This is a genomic window from Sagittula sp. NFXS13 (assembly GCF_040148795.1).
Classification (GTDB): Bacteria; Pseudomonadota; Alphaproteobacteria; order Rhodobacterales; family Rhodobacteraceae; genus Sagittula; species Sagittula marina.
This window is the reverse complement of the sequence record NZ_JAGEMH010000006.1, coordinates 153,070-171,063: the sequence shown is the minus strand read 5'-3', so window position 1 is coordinate 171,063 and position 17,994 is coordinate 153,070. Positions and strand designations below refer to the sequence as shown.

General features: G+C 61.2%; 19 protein-coding genes. 3 read left to right on the top strand and 16 right to left on the bottom strand.

Features of this window, described 5'->3' with window-relative positions; genetic code table 11:
• Nucleotides 1–30 precede the first annotated feature (30 nt).
• Nucleotides 31–834: a quinoprotein dehydrogenase-associated SoxYZ-like carrier gene (locus J4E08_RS14195; protein WP_349539058.1), complete on the top strand. Its 804-nt coding sequence runs from the start codon at nucleotides 31–33 to the stop codon at nucleotides 832–834.
• Nucleotides 835–868: 34 nt separating this feature from the next.
• Here J4E08_RS14195 and J4E08_RS14190 read toward each other — a convergent pair whose 3' ends face one another.
• The 16 genes from J4E08_RS14190 to J4E08_RS14115 form a co-directional block, all read right to left on the bottom strand.
• On the bottom strand, nucleotides 869–1,210 hold the full coding sequence (locus J4E08_RS14190; protein WP_183968647.1) for a hypothetical protein: 342 nt from the start codon (nucleotides 1,208–1,210) through the stop codon (nucleotides 869–871).
• Nucleotides 1,207–1,875, bottom strand: a complete 669-nt coding sequence (locus J4E08_RS14185; RefSeq protein WP_349539057.1) for a hypothetical protein — start codon at nucleotides 1,873–1,875, stop codon at nucleotides 1,207–1,209. Before J4E08_RS14185 ends, J4E08_RS14190 begins: the two co-directional genes overlap by 4 nt.
• Nucleotides 1,876–1,891: 16 nt before the next feature.
• Nucleotides 1,892–4,144, bottom strand: coding sequence for a hybrid sensor histidine kinase/response regulator (locus tag J4E08_RS14180; protein WP_349539056.1), 2,253 nt, complete (start codon nucleotides 4,142–4,144; stop codon nucleotides 1,892–1,894).
• A complete protein-coding gene (locus tag J4E08_RS14175) occupies nucleotides 4,141–5,304 on the bottom strand; it encodes an FIST N-terminal domain-containing protein (RefSeq protein ID WP_349539055.1) in 1,164 nt (387 codons plus the stop codon). Before J4E08_RS14175 ends, J4E08_RS14180 begins: the two co-directional genes overlap by 4 nt.
• Before the next feature lie 15 nt (nucleotides 5,305–5,319).
• Complete coding sequence (locus J4E08_RS14170; protein ID WP_349539054.1) at nucleotides 5,320–6,045, bottom strand: response regulator; 726 nt, start codon at nucleotides 6,043–6,045, stop codon at nucleotides 5,320–5,322.
• Nucleotides 6,046–6,152: 107 nt separating this feature from the next.
• The gene (gene gfa, locus J4E08_RS14165) at nucleotides 6,153–6,776 is read right to left on the bottom strand and encodes an S-(hydroxymethyl)glutathione synthase (RefSeq protein ID WP_349539053.1); all 624 of its coding nucleotides are present in this window, start codon (nucleotides 6,774–6,776) and stop codon (nucleotides 6,153–6,155) included.
• Between the two features lie 91 nt (nucleotides 6,777–6,867).
• Nucleotides 6,868–8,064 carry a hypothetical protein gene (locus J4E08_RS14160; RefSeq protein ID WP_349539052.1) on the bottom strand — a complete coding sequence of 399 codons (1,197 nt, stop codon included), beginning with the start codon at nucleotides 8,062–8,064 and terminating at the stop codon, nucleotides 6,868–6,870.
• Nucleotides 8,061–8,729 carry a hypothetical protein gene (locus tag J4E08_RS14155; protein ID WP_349539051.1) on the bottom strand — a complete coding sequence of 223 codons (669 nt, stop codon included), beginning with the start codon at nucleotides 8,727–8,729 and terminating at the stop codon, nucleotides 8,061–8,063. Before J4E08_RS14155 ends, J4E08_RS14160 begins: the two co-directional genes overlap by 4 nt.
• Nucleotides 8,726–9,595 (bottom strand): vWA domain-containing protein, encoded by an 870-nt coding sequence (locus J4E08_RS14150; RefSeq protein WP_349539050.1) that lies wholly within the window; start codon nucleotides 9,593–9,595, stop codon nucleotides 8,726–8,728. Before J4E08_RS14150 ends, J4E08_RS14155 begins: the two co-directional genes overlap by 4 nt.
• Nucleotides 9,592–10,551, bottom strand: a complete 960-nt coding sequence (locus J4E08_RS14145) for a VWA domain-containing protein (RefSeq protein ID WP_349539049.1) — start codon at nucleotides 10,549–10,551, stop codon at nucleotides 9,592–9,594. The genes J4E08_RS14150 and J4E08_RS14145 overlap by 4 nt, the downstream gene beginning before the upstream one ends.
• Nucleotides 10,544–10,909, bottom strand: coding sequence for a hypothetical protein (locus tag J4E08_RS14140; protein ID WP_349539048.1), 366 nt, complete (start codon nucleotides 10,907–10,909; stop codon nucleotides 10,544–10,546). Before J4E08_RS14140 ends, J4E08_RS14145 begins: the two co-directional genes overlap by 8 nt.
• Nucleotides 10,906–11,793: a DUF58 domain-containing protein gene (locus J4E08_RS14135; RefSeq protein WP_349539047.1), complete on the bottom strand. Its 888-nt coding sequence runs from the start codon at nucleotides 11,791–11,793 to the stop codon at nucleotides 10,906–10,908. Before J4E08_RS14135 ends, J4E08_RS14140 begins: the two co-directional genes overlap by 4 nt.
• On the bottom strand, nucleotides 11,790–12,746 hold the full coding sequence (locus J4E08_RS14130; RefSeq protein ID WP_349539046.1) for an AAA family ATPase: 957 nt from the start codon (nucleotides 12,744–12,746) through the stop codon (nucleotides 11,790–11,792). The genes J4E08_RS14135 and J4E08_RS14130 overlap by 4 nt, the downstream gene beginning before the upstream one ends.
• Before the next feature lie 93 nt (nucleotides 12,747–12,839).
• Nucleotides 12,840–13,763: a hypothetical protein gene (locus tag J4E08_RS14125; protein ID WP_349539045.1), complete on the bottom strand. Its 924-nt coding sequence runs from the start codon at nucleotides 13,761–13,763 to the stop codon at nucleotides 12,840–12,842.
• A 193-nt stretch (nucleotides 13,764–13,956) separates the two neighbouring features.
• Nucleotides 13,957–14,640, bottom strand: coding sequence for a response regulator transcription factor (locus J4E08_RS14120; RefSeq protein WP_349539044.1), 684 nt, complete (start codon nucleotides 14,638–14,640; stop codon nucleotides 13,957–13,959).
• A gap of 9 nt (nucleotides 14,641–14,649) precedes the next feature.
• Nucleotides 14,650–16,227 (bottom strand): ATP-binding protein, encoded by a 1,578-nt coding sequence (locus tag J4E08_RS14115; protein WP_349539043.1) that lies wholly within the window; start codon nucleotides 16,225–16,227, stop codon nucleotides 14,650–14,652.
• 154 nt (nucleotides 16,228–16,381) lie between these two features.
• Here J4E08_RS14115 and J4E08_RS14110 point away from each other — a divergent pair, with 154 nt between their 5' ends.
• Nucleotides 16,382–16,594, top strand: a complete 213-nt coding sequence (locus J4E08_RS14110; protein ID WP_183968617.1) for a hypothetical protein — start codon at nucleotides 16,382–16,384, stop codon at nucleotides 16,592–16,594.
• A gap of 109 nt (nucleotides 16,595–16,703) precedes the next feature.
• Nucleotides 16,704–17,936 (top strand): lytic murein transglycosylase, encoded by a 1,233-nt coding sequence (locus J4E08_RS14105; RefSeq protein ID WP_349539042.1) that lies wholly within the window; start codon nucleotides 16,704–16,706, stop codon nucleotides 17,934–17,936.
• Nucleotides 17,937–17,994: the final 58 nt, after the last annotated feature.

Here is a 17,994-nt window from a genome sequence, read left to right as displayed (position 1 = left end):
GAAGATCATCCATGCGAGGAGGAGTAAGGCATGGCATATGCTTTTAGAACGGCAGCGATCCTGGCACTGCTGGCGATGCCTGTTTGGGCCGAGGGCATCCAGAACCCACTGACAGACAGCCCCACCTGGAACGATCTGAGATTTGATTTGGTTGGGGAGACCGTCCCCATAGACGGAGGTCCGCTGTTGGTCGAGGCGCCGTATCGCGCCCATGATGCGGCAACGGTGCCAGTGATTTTGCGCCAGACGGACCCCACAGCGGTTATCACGCACGCCACCGTCGTGATTGATGAGAACCCAGCCCCGGTCGCGGCGGAACTGAGCTTTGGCCCCGCCATGAGCCCTATCGATTTCGAACTCAGAGTTCGCGTAAACCAGTATTCCAACGTGCGCGTCCTGACCCAAACGCCAGAGGCCACCTATATGACCGGGCGCTTTGTGAAGGCGTCCGGAGGATGTTCCGCCCCGGCTTCGCGAGATCCGGACCAAGCCTTGGCAGGTCTCGGCCAGATGAAGTTGCGAATGTTCGGCGATGCGACGCAGCAGTCCACCGCACGGCGTGAAGCGCAGATCATGTTGCGGCACCCGAACTACTCCGGCTTGCAACGCAATCAGATCACACAGCTTTTTATTCCCGCGCATTTCATCGACCATCTGGAGGTCTGGCAAGGAGATGACTTGCTGTTCACAATGGACGGCGGCATCTCGATTTCCGAAAACCCTGTTTTTCGCTTCAGCTACATGGACAATGGCGTGCCCGCCCTGACCGTGAAAGCAACGGATACCGAAGGAAATGCGTTCGAACAGGTCCTGGCCAAGACAGCAGAAGGCTGAGATCGCGGGCGGCCCCCGCGGGGGCCAACCTACCTCAGAAACAGACCAATTCGGCTTCGGCCTGCGCACGCCGCAGCGCCTTCACTAGATCCTCGGCGGCCACAGCGGAGTTGAAGACGGCCATGCGCTCGCCTCCGGTGCGGCGCATGGACAGGACTGTTTCGGCCTGAAGATATCCCTCATAGGGCAAAATGGCGGCGATTTCGTCGATGGAACAAGCGCATTTCTGCAACATCTCACGCGATCGACCGTTGGTTTGCATGCAGGCAAAGACATAATCCGCGCGGGCGGCCGTTGGATAGTCGTTGAATCGTTGCGCCGTGTCCTGTGCGTTTGCAGCGAAGGGCAAGAAAACCGCGAGAAGAAGCGCCCTCATTCCGACGCCTCCAAAGCGGTGAAATCAATTTCCGAGTGATAGACCGGCGTGTCGCCTTCCCCCTGCGCGAGCGCTTCGAGGCTCAGATACCAGCCGGGCACGTCCTCGGACATCGTGACGGTCAGTTCGAGATCGCCAAAACCTTTCATCTGCGCGCGATTGGGATCATTGGCAAAGGGATACAAGCGGACGGTCTGTGTCGACACGGTTTCCCCGTTCACCTCCGCCTCTCCGACGACAGGCTCAGTGGGTCGAATAAGCGATTCCTTGACCCGATTGCGGATATAGAAGGGACTGCCACCGGCGGCCTCCGCCATGTCACGCACGACGGTTTCGTAGAAATACATGATCATCGGGTTGCCAACGCTGGCCGGAAAGCTGCCAAGACCGCGTTTTTTGCCATCCTGTTGGAACTGCAGCAGCGCCATTGTTGCCGCCTTCTCCTCGAACGACAGCACGATGCTGCCTGTATCGCGTTCTGCCGCGTCGGGTTTGAGGCTGTTCGACACCTCGCGGTTATAGCGCAGAGCCATATCCTTGGACACCGGTGTCAGGGTGCCCTCTTTGAACAGCAGGTCATAGGTCTGCTGTCCGTCCAGCGTCTCTGCCGAAAGCGGCGCCGTCATCGCCAGTAGAATGGCGATGGTCGTCAATGTCTTGCGCATGGTCGGTTCCTCCCTGTTACCCAAGATGAGCGACAGCGCATATGCTGTCATCGCCGACTTTCGGCGCAGTCCCGACGCGCAGCTTCCATTCGATAAGCGGCCGCAGACGCGAGACCTGTACTGGTTTGGTCATGACCGCGAAATCCTGCTCTGCCCCGGCGCGCAGCAGGCGTTCCCGGCGGTCGGCGGTGATCATGATCGCAGGAACGTGCGTGGCGCTTTCGTCGCGCACGGCGGCGATGGTTGCCAGCCCTGTATCCGAGCCGTCCAGCTGGTAATCCACCAGCATGATGTCCGGTGGAATACCCATGTCGCGCATATGGCCGAGCGCCTCTTCTGTGGATTTTGCGGCGAGCACGCTGGCCCCCCATGTTTCCAGTGTCTGTGTCGTGGCGAAGAGCACGTCATCGTCGTTTTCCACCACCAGCGCGATGCACCCTTCGAGCGAGGCGCTGGAGACTGGCAGAGTCGGCGGGATTTCAAGCATGGTGTCCGGGTGCACCTCGTCCAATTCGATGCAAAAGACAGAGCCGACGCCGACTTCGGATGACATCCACAAGCGGTGGCCCAAATGGCGACAGGTCCGTTCAACGATACTGAGCCCCAGGCCGACACCGGACCCGGCGGGGACATTTCCGGCGCGGGCGAATTCCTCGAAAATACGAGACTGATCCTCGGCCCCGATGCCGATGCCCGTGTCCCAGACCTGAAGCACGATCCGCCCCTCCTTGCGGCGGCAACCCAGCAAAACCTGCCCGCCGCGAGGGGTGTATTGGATCGCGTTCACCACAAGGTTCTGAATGGACCGCAAAAGATACAGCGAATCCGAGCGCACATAGACGTTGCAAGGCACCATACGCAGCGAAACGCCACGCTCCTCGGCGACGGCGGTCTGATCCTCGAACACGTTTTGCATGATTGCGCCAAGGTTCAGCGTCGAGGGGCTGACCGTATCGCTGTCGGCGCTGTCCAGCCTCGAAATATCCAACAGCGCATGCAGCAACTGCTCGATCGAGGTGAAGGCTCCCTTGATCCGCCCGACCATCGGCGCAAGATCACTCTGTGCGGAATGGCTTTGCAGCGTAGCAATCAGAAGTTTGGCGGCATTGATCGGCTGCAACAAATCGTGACTCGCGGCGGCGAGGAAGCGTGTCTTGGACGACACCGCTGCCTCCGCACGTTCCTTCGCGAGGCGCAGCTCCTCTTCGACGCGGGCTTTTTCCTCGTATTGCTCTGTCAGCTGGGTATTCGCCTGAGTGAGTTCCGAGGTCCGCTCTGACACGCGCTTTTCCAACGTCTCCGTGGCGCGGTGTTCCAGGGTCACATCCTTGAGTTCCACCAAGAACCCACCATCCGGAAGATGGTTGGCCTGCAGATCAAACACCTGATCCGCGCGTGACCGCACCTGCCGGCGCAGCCTGCCCTTTTCGATCAGCTCATGGCGCCAGTCGTCCACCTCGCGCAGTGTATAATCCGCAATGAAACCGCGCACCGTCATCAAATTCAGCAATCGCGTCAGGGTCATACCCTTTTGCAGCGCGGTCATGGGCAGGCCCGTCAGCTGCCGAAACTGATGATTGTGCATCACCAACTGGCCGGTATCCGAAAAACTGCACACGCCGGACGTCATATTGTCAAAGACCGCCTGCAGGTAATCCGCTTGCCGGTCGATCAGATGCTCTTTCTCGGAGCGGTTCTGCCGCACAATGGCGGTGATGTCGGTCAGCAACAGCACCGTATTGTCGAGCGATGTGCGCTGCATCGACAATTGATACCAGCGGTCTTCGGTCAACTCGATCACAGAAGAGGCAGCGGGCACGCCCTCTGTTCCGCTGGCTCGAATTTGCCGGTCGGTGGACACGACGACCCGCGATTGCGCCATCAGATCGTAATATTCTGGCAGTGTCAGTCCCGGCACCACCTGTTGCGCCACATCGGGCAGGAGATGCTGGAACAGGTCGTTGCAGATGTCCAACTGGCCGTCGGTAAACAGCGCAAAGCCCTCGCCCATGACAGCCAGCGCCTCGTCGAGGCTTTTGCGCGTGCGCTCCCCCTCGAACCGGATGCTCTTGAGCTCATCGGCGGCTCGTTCCAGATCGCGGGTTTTTGCTGCGACCTGAGACTGTAATTCGATGGCGGATTGAAATGCGCTGTAAGCGGTCTGGCCGATCTCATTTTGGCGTGTGGCGCGACGCACCAGAGCCTCGATGATGCGGGTCTGTCGCAGCAGTTGCAGCTCAGGCGGTTCCAGCGGGTCAATCAGGTTCAAAACATGCGACTCCGTTTGCGATCATAAAAGGCAACGCCAACGAAAGTCTGGTTCATGTGCAACCCACAGTGCTGTTCACCATAGGTGTTAAAGCCGAGCACACGCCGCCGCCTGAACACGTCCGACACCTGATCACCCAATTGCTTTTGGTCGACCTCAAGCTTGCGCAGAACGCAATCGAAGCCGAGGATGAAATCCGGACGCTGACCAGCGGCGTCCAGCAGATCCAGCTCGGTCTCCAGCGTTTCGATCACGCCCTTCCCCCGGCCCAACACCATGACCAGCCCGTCGTCGATCGCCGCCAGAAAAGACAGCGTATTCTGATCAATGAGGCCGTGAATCGCACGGATATAGTGGTTCTGTTTGTGGCAGACCAACATGGGGTTCTCGGCAAAGACCTGCGGTGTCAGATCCTCGACCGCACAGCCCACGAGCCTTGCATATTCCTTTGCCGCGGGCGCGCCGTTGATCTCAGTGACCAGTCGTTCCTCGGTATTGGCCTCGGTTACAACCAGTTCGTTTCCGTCGGGCAGGAAGTGGTCAAAGGACAGACCTTCGAAATGCAGATCCGTCTCGATCAGCAAAACCAGCGCGGCGTTGTCCTGAAACCTGCCGTTGTGCAGAATCAGCGTGCGCTCAAACACCATCCCATCCGCCGCAGAGCCGCCAAAGACAGGGATATCCTCCAGAACGCTTTCGAGCACGGAGGCCAAAAGATCCTCTTGTTTCGACAGCCCATCTGCAAACACCAGCGCCAGACGGTTCCATCCTGCGGTCCGCGGAAACTTGGCGTTGGCCCGCGTCATGGTGTCGGAAATTCCGGTGATCGAGAGCGGTTTCAACGGCGCAATAAGGGTCGACGCACAGCGGAAGTGATCGCGCCCGAACCCGATCAGCATAAGCGCGTCGGCCTCATATCCATTTGGCGTAATCTGCCCGGCGGTGGTGCAGCCAAACATCGGAACGCTGTCCAGAACCTCGGCAAACACCCGTGCCAAGACATCCGTGTCGTGCCCCGGCGGTATCAGGGCAAGAACAAAACAGGTGTCATGGGTTCTGATGCCCTGCGCGGCCTCGCGCGCGGCGTGTTCCGGGTCCGGCATATTGGACCAGGACACTGCCACATGACGCGGCAGGCCGCTTTCAATCTCGTCTCTCATGGCAATGGCGTCGGATCAGTGACAGAGAAAACTATGAGCTTCGGGCTCTTCTCGGACTCCGGGCGTGCGTACATTTGCTTGCTCTACCATCAATGCGGCCTGTGTCCGGTTGTTCACACCCAGACGGCGCAAAAGCGCTGTGATATGCGCCTTGACCGTGGCTTCGGCCAGTTGCAGTTCATAAGCGATTTGCTTGTTCGGCTTGCCCGCACAGATCAGCTTGATGACCTTCTTCTGCTGCGGCGTCAGCGCCGCCAGCTTGTGATTGATGTCATCGGTCGAGGTTTCAGTGGCACAATACTGCTCGCTCTGTTGGAATTCCACTGGCACGTGTTTCCGGCCACGCACAACTTGGGTCAGCACCTTCTGAAGATCCTCTACAGGCGTGTCCTTGGTCACGAACCCCGAGGCGCCCTCGTCCATCAGGGCATGCACCAAGGCGCGCGAGGTCAAAGAAGAAATCACCAGAACCGGTATTTCCGGCACGCGGGCGCGCAGCGCGACAAAACCAGAAATCCCCTGCACATCCGGAAGTTTGAGGTCGAACATGACGAGATCGGGCAAGAAGCCAGAATCCAACACCCTCAACGCTTCCTTCAGCGACTTCGCCTTTTCGAACCGGCAGTCGGTGAAAACTCCCTCAAGCGCAGATTCCAGTGCATCGCTAAAAAGTGGATGGTCGTCGACAATCAGCACGGATGACACGCGGTCCTCTCGTGCTGCAACCTTGAAGTGTTGCATAGCTGTTCCTCCCTCGGCAGGAGGCTAAAGCAGCTGCGGCATAATGCAACAGCTTCAAGGGAGCACCGGCGCAAATTCACGCATGCCGATTTAACGAAGCAGAGGTTTCAGTTGCTTTTGGCGACGTGCGTGGCAATCGCGTCCATAAGAGGCGGCGACAGACAATCATAAGGTGTCAGGCCAAGCTCTGTCAGACGGCCACGGATCTCTTCCATACGCTCTGGTGGGACACCCGATTCGATAATCGACGAGACAAAGGCTGCAAACGTCGGCGCGGCCCATCCTGATTTGTCCGACAGCTCCGTGTGAACGAAATCAAGCCCGTGAAACGGATGGCCTGTGTTCTCGATCCGGCCATACATATGCACGCCGCACTCTCGGCAGGCATGGCGCTGAATCGCCGCACTGGGATCGACGACGTCAAGTTTGTCGCCGTTTTCGGTGACGGCCACCTGATCGCGGGCGACAACGGCAATCTGGCTGAAGGTCGCGCCAGAGGGCTTCCAGCATTTTGTGCAGCCACAGACGTGATTGTGGGCGGTTTGAGCTCCGACGGAGACCTTGACCGGCTTGCTGGAGCATTTGCAGCTCAACGTGCCACCGGCAAAGCTCGGATTTACCGGCGGGATACCGTTATCAACCTGAGGGTGAATTTTGACATGCGTGTAGCGAGGTGCGCTGGCCGCGGCTTGGTCCGCACCACCACCAAAGAATTTATCGAGCAGTCCCATATCATTCCTCCCAAATGAGTGCCCCGTTGGATCGGGTGCCTCCACGTCAAGGTGCACCGCCACCGGGCCTCGGACAACACAGCAGTAGGTCTTAAGCCCTTTGGCGACGCGCGCTCAGAAAGGCTCGGCAAAAAACGCGTAAATCCTGCCGGCTGGGGCGCACGGCAAAGACGGCGCGATCCAACCCGTCCAGAACGTGGCCCTCTCTGCCCAGTATACCGTCGCGCAGGATCAGCGCGCGTGCAGCGCGGCGCGTGTCGGGCAAGTTATCCGCCCACGCCGCACGTCTCAGCCGCCAGGCCTGCGGGTCAACCAGAGGCACTCGATGATACAGCCGTTGACGGTCAAGCCGCTGACCGCGCAGCCCCCAAATCGCCAGCGCGGCCAACACCCCTGTCCCAAGCAATGCCAAGGGCCAGCCGGGCAACGTGGCAGGCATTTCAGGCTTTGGCACGGGCGGCAGCTCTGCCGCGTCGTAAGCGACCCTCTGAGCAGAGATCACCACCTCCCGCGTCACCCGTTCCCGGGTATCAAAATATGTGAAACGGATCGGCTCCACGACGGCAGAGCGGCCGTTGGTCGGCTGGATCGTCCAGCGCCAGAACGCATGGGTCACCGGCCCCTCTGGCGACAATTCCAGCAGCCGCTTTTCGGGATGTGGGAACACCATACCCGAGGGGGAGGTCAGATCTGGCATGGGGGGTATCATCTCTGGCGTGACACCGAGGGCCTCGATGCGAACGATGCGCAGCACCCCCTCCCCCGGGCTCAGCTGATCCGGCGTGTTGGACCATTGATCCGACACTTTCAGCGATTTCACCGGGAACCACCAATCGCCCGTCGCAAACTCTGGCATCGGTGCAACCTCGATGCTGATAGGCTTGGAGGTGATCGTGTGTTCAAACCAGTCGTCACCCTCGTCGGTCAGCGTCAGGTGATGGGTAAATGCCCCGATTTCCAGAGTCCCCGCCCGTTCTGGATAGAGCGCCATGCGCCGTTCCAACACCTTCACCGCCTGCCCGCGCAGCCGTTCTTCGCGCCAGATGTCGGGGCCAAGCTGCGTCCAGTTGAACCCTTCCAGCTTTGGCTGTTCCAGAGTTTCGCGCGTGATGTGACGGCGATAAACCCCGCGAATGGTCAGCATGACCAGCTCGCGGGCAAAGGGTGTCTGGCCTGTGTCTTCGACCGTCACTGACAGTTGCAGATCGTCCGGGTCGACACTGCGGCTTTGCGCGAGCACGGCCATGGGCGCGAAACATGCCAAAAGTAACATTATCAAAAATCTCATGGTGACACCTCCGGCGGTGACAGACCAAGGGAGATGCGCCTTTTGCGTTCCAGCGCGATCCGTGCGGCGAGGTATTCGCCCGGGACGTCGGACAATTGCTCCAGCCAGCGATCATCGGCCAGCATGAACCGCTCGTCAAAGATGCGACGCACGCCTTGTTGGCCACGTGTGTCCAGTTCCGCCAACCCCAGCATGGTGTTGGTGTTTGTGACCTCGTCGCCACTGCCCGCCCCGCGCGCATTCCCTTGGGCGATTGGGGCCTCGCCAGTGGCTCCGTCCTTGTGCTCAGTCAGCAGGGCCAGCGCCTCCGGATCGATGCCCAGACCAGCGTAATATCCCGCGATCAGATCGAAATTCGCGCGGGCATCCACGTCGCCGCCGTGGATCACAAGGTCGTAGGCCTCCAAGGCCCTCGCATACCGCCCGCCGCGCGCAGCCGCCGTGCCAAGATTATAAAAGGCGCCCGCCTCGGCAAAGCTTGCCTCTGCCTCCTCGAACCGTTCCGCACGATACAGCGCGACGCCGCGCCACTGCGGGTCAGAGAACATCGGCACCGCGAACGAAGGCTGCCCCAAAGCCAGTAGAACGCGCCCGAAGGGAGCAGTGCCGCCAAAGACCAGCATCAAGACAAACGCGCAGACGGTTATGATCGAAAGCACCCTCATCCCGCGCGCCTCCTGAACAGGGTCAAGAGCGGCAGCAGGGCGATGGCCAAAATCCAAGGCCCCATGTCGCGCCAATACAGCAAGGGATAGTCCTGCGCCAACAGTTCAGCACGGCCGTCCGTTGACAGCCAGCGGGCCAGCGGCGCGCCTTCGGTCGGAAGAAAGCTGCGCCCTCCACCCGCCTGCGCCACCGTCGACAGATCTTGTGCGCCCAAGGCCACCACCGACAGCCGGGCTCCGCGTGCCGTGAACCGGTCCGCCATGCGCGCCGCCTCTGGCCCTACGGTGCGGGCAAGCAGGATCACGTCTCCATAGCGAGTCTCGGTCTGCTCCAGCATCCGCAGCGCCATAGCCAAACCAAGGTCGGCACGCTGACCCTCGTCCGGCACCGTCTCAGGCCCGATCAGCGACAGAGTTTGCCCCAATTGTTGCAAATCCCCTGTGACGTCGCTGGCCACATAGGCGTCGCCTGCATAGATCACCAACCCGCCGGGCCGTGTGCCGAGCGCCGCAATCCCCTGACGCCCCAGTGCCTGCACTTGCGGCCATATCGGCCCATCGACCACATCCGGGGTGGCCTCCAGCACAAAGATCGCCGCATCCAGATTGCGAAACGAAACCGTGTCGCGCCGCTCCACCGCCGGACCACCAAGCGCCAGCAGGATCAGCGACGCCGCCAGCCAGATCGCTCCGCCCCGCCGCCGTCCGCTGTGGGACACCCGGCCCATCGCCGCCATCGCGCGCAGCAGGGCCGGGTCGGTGGCGCGCTCCCATCCGCCAAGGCCTCCGGCCTGCCGCGACAGCCACCAGGCAAAGCCCGCGAGCAAAGGCAGCGCCAACAGCCATTCGGGGCGCAACAGGGTCATATCTGCGCCTCTCGCCAGCCCAGCCAAGCCAGCAACAGCGCGGCCAATCCGGCGGGCCAAAGCCACAGTGCGCGCCAGACCTCAGCCGCCAGCCCGTCACTGTCCGTCGCTTCCAGTTGATCAAGCGCCTCGGTCACGGCGAACAGGTCGTCGGTGGTTTTCACACGAAAGCTCTCGCCGCCAGAGATCTCGCTCATGGCCTTCAAGGTGGCAGCATCCACCGCGCCGCGCGCATCTTCGCCAGCGGTTTCAAGGTCTTCTGGCCCAAGCGCGATGGTATGAACCCTAACCCCCATCTGTGCGGCCAGTTGCGCCACACCGCGCGGATTGGTGGCGCCCGCATTGTTTTTGCCGTCCGAGAGCAGAATGACCACGCGGCTGGCCGCCTCAGATTTGGCCATTCGTTTCAATGCCAGCCCCAGCCCGTCAGATATATTCGTGGCCCGCCCGGACACGCCGATCTGCGATTTTTCGATTTGCTGGGCGATCCCCTCGACGTCGTATGTAAAAGGTGCGGCATAGTAGGCTTCAGATCCAAAAACGATCAACGCCACACGGTCCCCGGCGCGCCGACGTGCGAACTCCGCCCCGACCTGCGTGACGGCCTCTAGTCGGGTTACGGTGCGTCCATCAAGATAAAAATCTTCCCGCACCATGGATCCCGAAAGGTCGAGTACAACGGCCATATCCCGGCCTGACACCTTCAGCGCCGGAACCGGCTCCAGCATACGAGGTCCCGACAACGCCAGAACTGCCAAGACCCAGACACCCCAGCGCAGCCAATGCAGATCATGCACGGCGCTGCCCCGCGCGTCGTCGCCCGCCATGAGCGCATCGGCGATGCTGTCGGGCACCTCCAGCGCAGCCCCCCCATTCTGCGCAGCCGGCAGTAAGCGCGCGGCCAACCACGGCAGCGGCAAGAGCAGCAGCGCGAGGGGGAAGGCCAGCTCAGGCATGACGCCGTAACTCCGCTTCGAGCGTTTGCAGGTCTGGCGCGCCGTTTGCTTGGTACAGTGTCGCCTGAAAACTTGCGAAACGCTCCGGCGCATGTGCTTTTAACAGATGCAACAAAGCTGTGCGGCGTGCCGTGTCTTCCGTCGGCAAATCCGCCATAGCCGCTGACAAACCCGTCCGACGTTCGGAGCGTGTCCGGGATGCCAGTCGCCAAAGGCTCACCACGATCAACGCCAATACCCCCGCAATCGTCACAACAGCGGCAATATCCGCCAATCCGCCGCCAACAGCCTCCGCCGGAAGGCGAATGTCGCGCAATCCTGCTTGCAATGTGGCTTCCGCGATGGGTTGTTCGTTCATGGCACGCGATCCGTCGGAAAGGCTGCGGCCAACCGCTGGGCCAGTTGATCTATTGGCCAGGCCGCGTCCAGGCGCAGGGCGGCTTGGCCGGAGATGGTCGAGATGTCTGGCGGTGGGGCGGCCTTGCCGGAGACTGCCACCCGCAACCTTCGGCCATTCGCCAGACGGATGGGGTAGCGCCCGCGCGGCAGTCCCCCGGCCTCTGCGTCCGACAAGCGCAACAGATGCAGATATCGACAGCGAGACAGGTCGGCAAAACGATCATGCAGCGCACCGGGCGCATCAAACCCCGAGGCAATCACCACCTCCGCGCCTCGCGGTGCGATGCGGCCAACAGGGTCCAGCGCGACATCCAACGGCAGTGAGTGAGGGACCTTGAGCGCCTGCGCATGTGCCGTCACCAGCCCTCCGATAACCTCCAACATACCGCGGGCGCGCCCGCGAGGCCGCACCGCCACTGGCGTGCCTCCCGTAAGCGCCAGCAGGCCAACACGCCCGCCTTCCTCAACCGCTTGCCAGCCAAGCAGCACCAATGCCTCCGCCGCCGCGACCGAGCGAAAGGCACGTTTTAGCCCCCACAGCATCGGGGCCCTGAAATCAGCCACAAGCAAGGTCACGCGGTCACGTTCATCCATGAACTGCCGCACATGCAAAACGCCTGTGCGGGCTGTGCTGCCGCGGTCAAGGTGACGCAAATCATCGCCGGGCAGGTAGCTGCGCACATCTGCAATGTCTTGCCCATGCCCTTTGCGTCGCGTGACAAAACCGCCCGGCAGCGCCGCCATCACTGGCTGGCCCCGGACACGCAAGGCCACCTGCCGCAACGCTATCAAAGGATCGGCAGTCAGCGTGACGCCGCGGGTGGTTTGCGCGGGGGCGCTCACAACGGGTCAACCTCCTCGAGGATATCTGCCACGAGGTCGCGCGCACTGCGACCTTCCGCCACCGCTCGCCATGACAGGACCATGCGATGCGCCAGTGCATCGGCGGCCAGCGCCTCCACGTCCTCGGGCAGCGCGTGATCGCGGCCCCGCAAGAACGCCCGCGCCTTTGCCGCAGACGCCAGCGCCAGAGAGCCGCGCGGTGATACCGCGTGGTCCACCTCTGATGCCCGCGTCTCGTCGCGGGTCGCCATGACCAGCCGCACAATGTAGTCGCGCAGTTCCGGCGCTAGGTGCGTGGCCATGGCCCGCTTGCGCGCGGCATTCAGATCGGCCAGCGACAGGCGCGGCGCTTGCAAGGCCGGCGTCTGCCCTTCGGATTCGACCAGATCGAGGATCTTCCGCTCTGTCTGCGCGTCAGGCAAGGCGAGCCGCACGTACAGAAGAAACCGGTCGAGCTGTGCCTCGGGCAAGGGAAACGTGCCGTCCTGTTCAATCGGGTTTTGCGTCGCCACGACCAGAAACGGATCCGGCAGCATATGCGTCGTCGGCCCGGCGGTAACTTGATGTTCGGCCATCGCCTCCAGCAACGCAGATTGCACCTTGGGCGGAGCGCGGTTGATCTCATCCACCAGCACAAGGTTGTGGAACACCGGGCCCGCCACGAACTCGAACTCGCCCGATTGTGGTCGATAGACCGGAGTGCCTGTCAGGTCGGCCGGCATAAGATCCGGCGTGCATTGTATCCGGGCAAAGCTCCCCTCCACCGAGGCCGCCAGCCATTTCACCGCGCGCGTCTTGGCCAATCCCGGAGGTCCCTCTACCAGCAGATGCCCACCGGACAGCAAGGCAACCAGAAGTCGCTCTATCAAAACGTCGTGGCCCACCAGCCCTTGGGACAGATGATCCCAAAGCTGCCGCAGCCCGCCAAGCGCGGTCTCGGTGTGCGTGGTCATGTCTCCTCCCTCCCGCCGATGCGGCGGTCCTCGGAGGTGATCCTAGTCCGAGCACCCGGTAGACACCTATTCAGCCGAAAGTCGCAACTTCGCTCAGGGACGGTAGGGTTGACAGTCCGGGTCCAGCAGCAAGCTTAGATTTGGATCTGCCATCGTGTCCTGCGCCATGAGGTCAAGCCGGTCGAATGCCTCGTCGATAAAAGCCAGGAACCCCGGTTCGGTGGTCTGCTCTACCGGCGCTTCGGCCACCGCGTGCATCATGAAAACATCGAAGGCGCAAAGCCCCGCAGGGTTCGTACTGACAAGTGCCGCCTTAAAGGCCTCCGACCCCCAGGGCAGTCGGTGAATGTTCAGCGGCACCTCTTGCAGCTTCGATTGGAAAACCGGGGGACGCTGCAACATCAGGATATCCATGCCGAACGTAAAGCTCTGGAACAACTCCTCGATCAGGATGGAGCGAAAGAACACCTCTGACAGCGGATCATTCAAAGTCGCGTCTGCCTGTTGCACGAGGAGATGCGTTGCCGACCCGCGCCTGCCGAAAAAGGTCTGGGCCTGCCCCGGTGATCCAGCGGCGTAGCTGCGCCCCTTTGGCAATCCCAGCCCGTAGGCCGCGTTCATCCAGCCGATGTCGCGGCTTAGCGCGCCATTTGGCGGATACCCTGAGTACAATCGCAACACGACGATGCGCCGCGTGCCGCATCCGGTTGCCTCTTCGCCAGCATAGCGCATAGGCACCGGACGCCCGAAGACCCGCCGGGTCAACGCGCTGAAACTGTTCAGAACGGCTTGAGTTCGTGCGTTGGGACGCTCGCCGACGACACACAGGGCCGAACCGGACAGATCACGCCCATTAATTCGCACCGGGATCGACATATCCCGCCGCAACATGGTGGATCGCAGTTGATAGCCCCAGCCGCTGCGCGCAAGGTCGAGGTAAATGGCGCGATCCCCTGCCTTCGCGGGCGCCGCCGACAGAACAAGACAGCTAAAAAGGGCCACAAATATCGCATGCATGGCTCAAGATTAGCGCAGAAGCGCCCCGCGTCCAAAGCGTGCCGCGTATCATGTTTGCGCGCAGGTGATCGGTGGCCAAGGGGAGACTGCCGGTATCCGGCCACCTGCGCGATCAACGAGAGTGTGTTCCATCAATTTGATCGCACCGTGACAGAAAGGGAATTCTTATTTTCTGAGAGGGGCTTCGCGGTCGCTATTCACCCACCAATACGGGCGCGACCCCATCTAGGCAAAAACCGCGGTTGCGGATCGTCTTGATGCCGAAGCCCAAATCCTGCGTTGCCAATTTCTTGCGAATATAGCCGATATAGACATCGACCACATTTTCGCTTCCGGATCCTTCTGCCGCCCAAAGCCGGTCAAAGATCTCGCTGCGAGCCATCGGTTCCGGCGCGGCCTTGCGCAACAGTCTCAACAGATCGGCCTCACGTTCTGTCAGCGCGATTTCCGCTGCTCCACGGCTGACGGTGCGTTTGCGCAGATCGAACTGGGGCGCAATCGGGCGACGGGTTTCGGCCCGACGGGTTTGCACCTTCAGCCGCGCCACAAGTTCGGCAAAGTCGAACGGTTTGATCACATAATCGTCAGCCCCGGCTTCCAACCCTGCGGCGCGATGTTCGACCTCTGACAGGGCCGACAGCATCAGGATGGGCAGGGTCACGCCACGGGCACGGGCCGTGCGGACCACCTCGATCCCACTGTCTTCCCCCAGCATCACATCGACGATGGCGGCGTCGTGATGCTCCTTCACCAGCCGGTCCAGAGCTCGATCGGCACGGTTTTCCGTGAACGTCTCATAGCCCTGCAAAGCCATGCCCCGCGCCAGTGCGCCGGCAATACCCGGATCGTCGTCAACAATGAGAAGCCGCATCTTCATGTCGCTCTTCTATCTCACTACGCGCGGGAGGCGAAGGCGGATTCGCGTGCCCGGCGCGTCAGACAAAGGCGCGGCGACCGGGCTTTCCACGGTAATCTGGCCGCCATGTTCCTCGATGACCCATTTCGCCAACGCCAGACCAAGGCCAAATCCGGCCTGGTTCGGCGCAGCTTGTTCGAAGCGCTGGAAGATACGGGCCTGTTTGTCGGAGGGGATACCCGGCCCGGCGTCTGTCACCGACAGGTCCACGTTTTCCGCAGCCAGATCGCAGGACAGTCGCACCTGGCCGCCCGTCCGCCCGTGGCGAATGGCATTGCGCACCAACCCCACCAACACTTGTCGCAGCCAGTTGCGGTCTGCAAGAACCTCGCCCGGACCGGGTGCAAGATCGAGCACCATCCCGGCAGAGGCACATTCGGCGCGCACTTCCTCGCCGACCTCCTCCAGCAACGCTGACAGGGAGGTCTCCTCCAGTGACAAAGCCAAAGAGCCACTGTCAGACCGCGCGACACGCAAAAGATCGTCGATGCGACGGTTCAACCGTGCGGCGCGGGTCTCAATCGTCTCTAAGACCTCGCTCGCCTCTGGTGCAGTCTGGCGACCCAATTGCGCCTCCATCAAGATCACCGTCAGAGGCGTGCGCAATTCGTGGCTGATGTCGGCAAACAAACGGCGGCGGCTTTCGTCGACGGCTTCCAGGCGCGCATTCGCACTGCGCAATGCTACCGTTCGGTCGTAAATAACTTCGTTCAGGCGGTCCCAATCCGCCTGAACGTCTGCCTGCCGTTCGGCCAGGGCCTGCGCAGCACGATTGGTTTCATCGAACAGCGCGCCGATTTCATCCTTGCGCGTGTCCGGCAGAGCCACGGCAAAATCCTGCGTGCCAATCTGTCGCGCGGCGCCCCGCAGAAGATCCAGCCGCCGAAACTGCGGATGAATAAGCCCGAAATAAAACGCGGCGGCCATGACCAGCGACAGACACGCCATGAATATGGCCGCCCACGTGAACCGGAACCGCAGGCTTTCGATGCCCACCAGAGTTTCGCGCCGGAACAGGGCTTCGCCGTTGATCGCCTCGTTCAGCAAGGGATCAAAACTGTTGGCGAAGTTGTCCACAACAGGGCGCAATTGAGCTGCGTCGCGTCCGTATTGCGACAGGCCGCGCAGACTTTGGTCCAAAGCGGCATGCATCCGTGCCAGTGTCAGCGACTGGGTGGCGTGCCGGGACTGTCGGTCGATGCCCACGGCCCTTGCATCGGTTACGGCGGCTTCCAGATCGTGGTTCAACCGCACAAAAGTGCGCTGGATGCTGTCGACCACAGGCGCCAGACGGTCGGCGCGAACCTCTGCGGGCAAGTCACGCTGAAGCGCTTCGGTCGCCACCACCAGAAAGGTCGACACCTGCGTCGACAGCGTGGCATAGCGCGCCATGCGCGCCTCCGCTGCCAACGCGGCTTCGATCCGTGATCCCACCTGCGCCATTCCGAGCAGAAGTGTCACCGCCGTCAACACCGTGCCAAAGGTCAGCGCCACAGCTCCGGCAGCCAGCCTTGTCCGTAACGAAAAGCCTTTCCGTGGCCTTTTCATATCGCCCCTTTCTCATGCAGTTCTGCAAAAATCGTCCGTTTCTGCATCGCAGCATGGATTTCCCCCAAAGCGCCACACACAAAATTAACTCGACGCTGATTGGTATTTCGACAGACTTAAACTGCGACTAAAGGATGTATTAACGAGGTCCCTCATGATCGAGCTTATCTTTGTCACGTGCTTATTCGGCACTCAGTCTCAGGCCGCTGATTGCATGCAACGCAGCCTGCTGTTCACCGATGTCACCCCGATGGCCTGCATGATGGGCGCACAGCCGCAGCTTGCAAAATGGGTCAACGAGCACCCGGGCGAACGTATCCAAAGCTGGAAATGCAAAGTGGTGAACCTCTCCGAACGGGAAGCCTGAGCATCGTTTCGGAAAAACCCCGCTCATCCCCGCCGCAAAAGGATGACATGTTGGCGCAAGACACTACCCTGCTTCGAACACCACAGATGTCGGAGCCCCTTTTGTGACCTTGCGCACCCTTTTCGTGATCCTTGTTTTCGCACTGTTGCCCTTGTCCGCTGCGGCACAGGATCGGTCCTCTGTGGAACAGCAGTTTCAGGCATGGTTGCGCAACACGGTTTGGCCGGAAGCCGAGCGTAAAGGTGTCTCGCAGCAAACATTCGATCAGGCCTTCGATGGAGTGCATTTGAATTGGCAGCTGCCAGATCTGGTGCCTCCGGGCAGCCCTGCGCAGACGCCGAAACGTCAACGACAGGCGGAATTCGGCAGTCCTGCCAAGTACTTCAATCGTGGGTCTCTGGATGGTGCAACAGTACAGGGCCGTCGCATGATGCGCGCATATGCCGGGGCCTTGGCCGAGGCAGAGCAGACCTACGGCGTGCCAGGACGCATCATCCTGGGCATTTGGGGCCGTGAAAGCGCTTACGGCGCGGCCAAGATTCCACACAATGCGTTCGAAGTCTTGGGCACCAAGGGGTTCATGTCCACGCGTGCATCTTATTTTACCGACGAGCTGATTGCCCTGTTGCAGATCGCCGAGGCCGGCCATGCCCCGTCACAGGCCATGCGCAGCAGTTGGGCCGGCGCGCTCGGACAGCCTCAATTCATGCCGAGCAACTTCCTGAAATATGCCGCCGACGGCAACGGTGACGGTCACGCAGACATCTGGCGGTCCGAGGCGGACACTATCGCCTCCATCGCGCGCTATCTGCGTCAACACGGTTGGCAGACCGATCGCGATTGGGGCTTTGAGGTCAAAGTGCCCGATGCCGTGTCCTGCACGCTCGAAGGTCCGGACCAAGGTCGCCGGATTTCCGATTGGGCGGCGATGGGTGTTGCTCGGGTAAATGGCAGAGCCTTCCCGGAACACGAATCACGCGGCGAAGGCTATCTTCTGATGCCTGCTGGACGGCATGGCCCAGCCTTTATCGTGACGCCAAATTTCTACGTTTTGAAAGATTACAATATGAGCGACCTCTACGCGCTGTTTGTCGGCCACGTGGGCGACCGTATCCAATATGGCTTGGGTGATTTCAGTGCGAAGTGGGGCACCGTCGGGGGACTGTACCGGTCCGATGTGGCCGTGATGCAGCGTACACTTGAGGCCGCGGGCAATGACGTTGGCGGTGCAGACGGATTGGCAGGCTTCAAGACGCGACGGTCCATTGGACGCTGGCAAGAGGCCAACGGACAGCGCGCGACGTGTTTTCCAGACGCGGCCATGAAGGCACAACTGCGCTGATACGCCTTGCAAATAGCTGCATAATTTCCCAGCCACCCGCCACAGCGCGGACAGCATG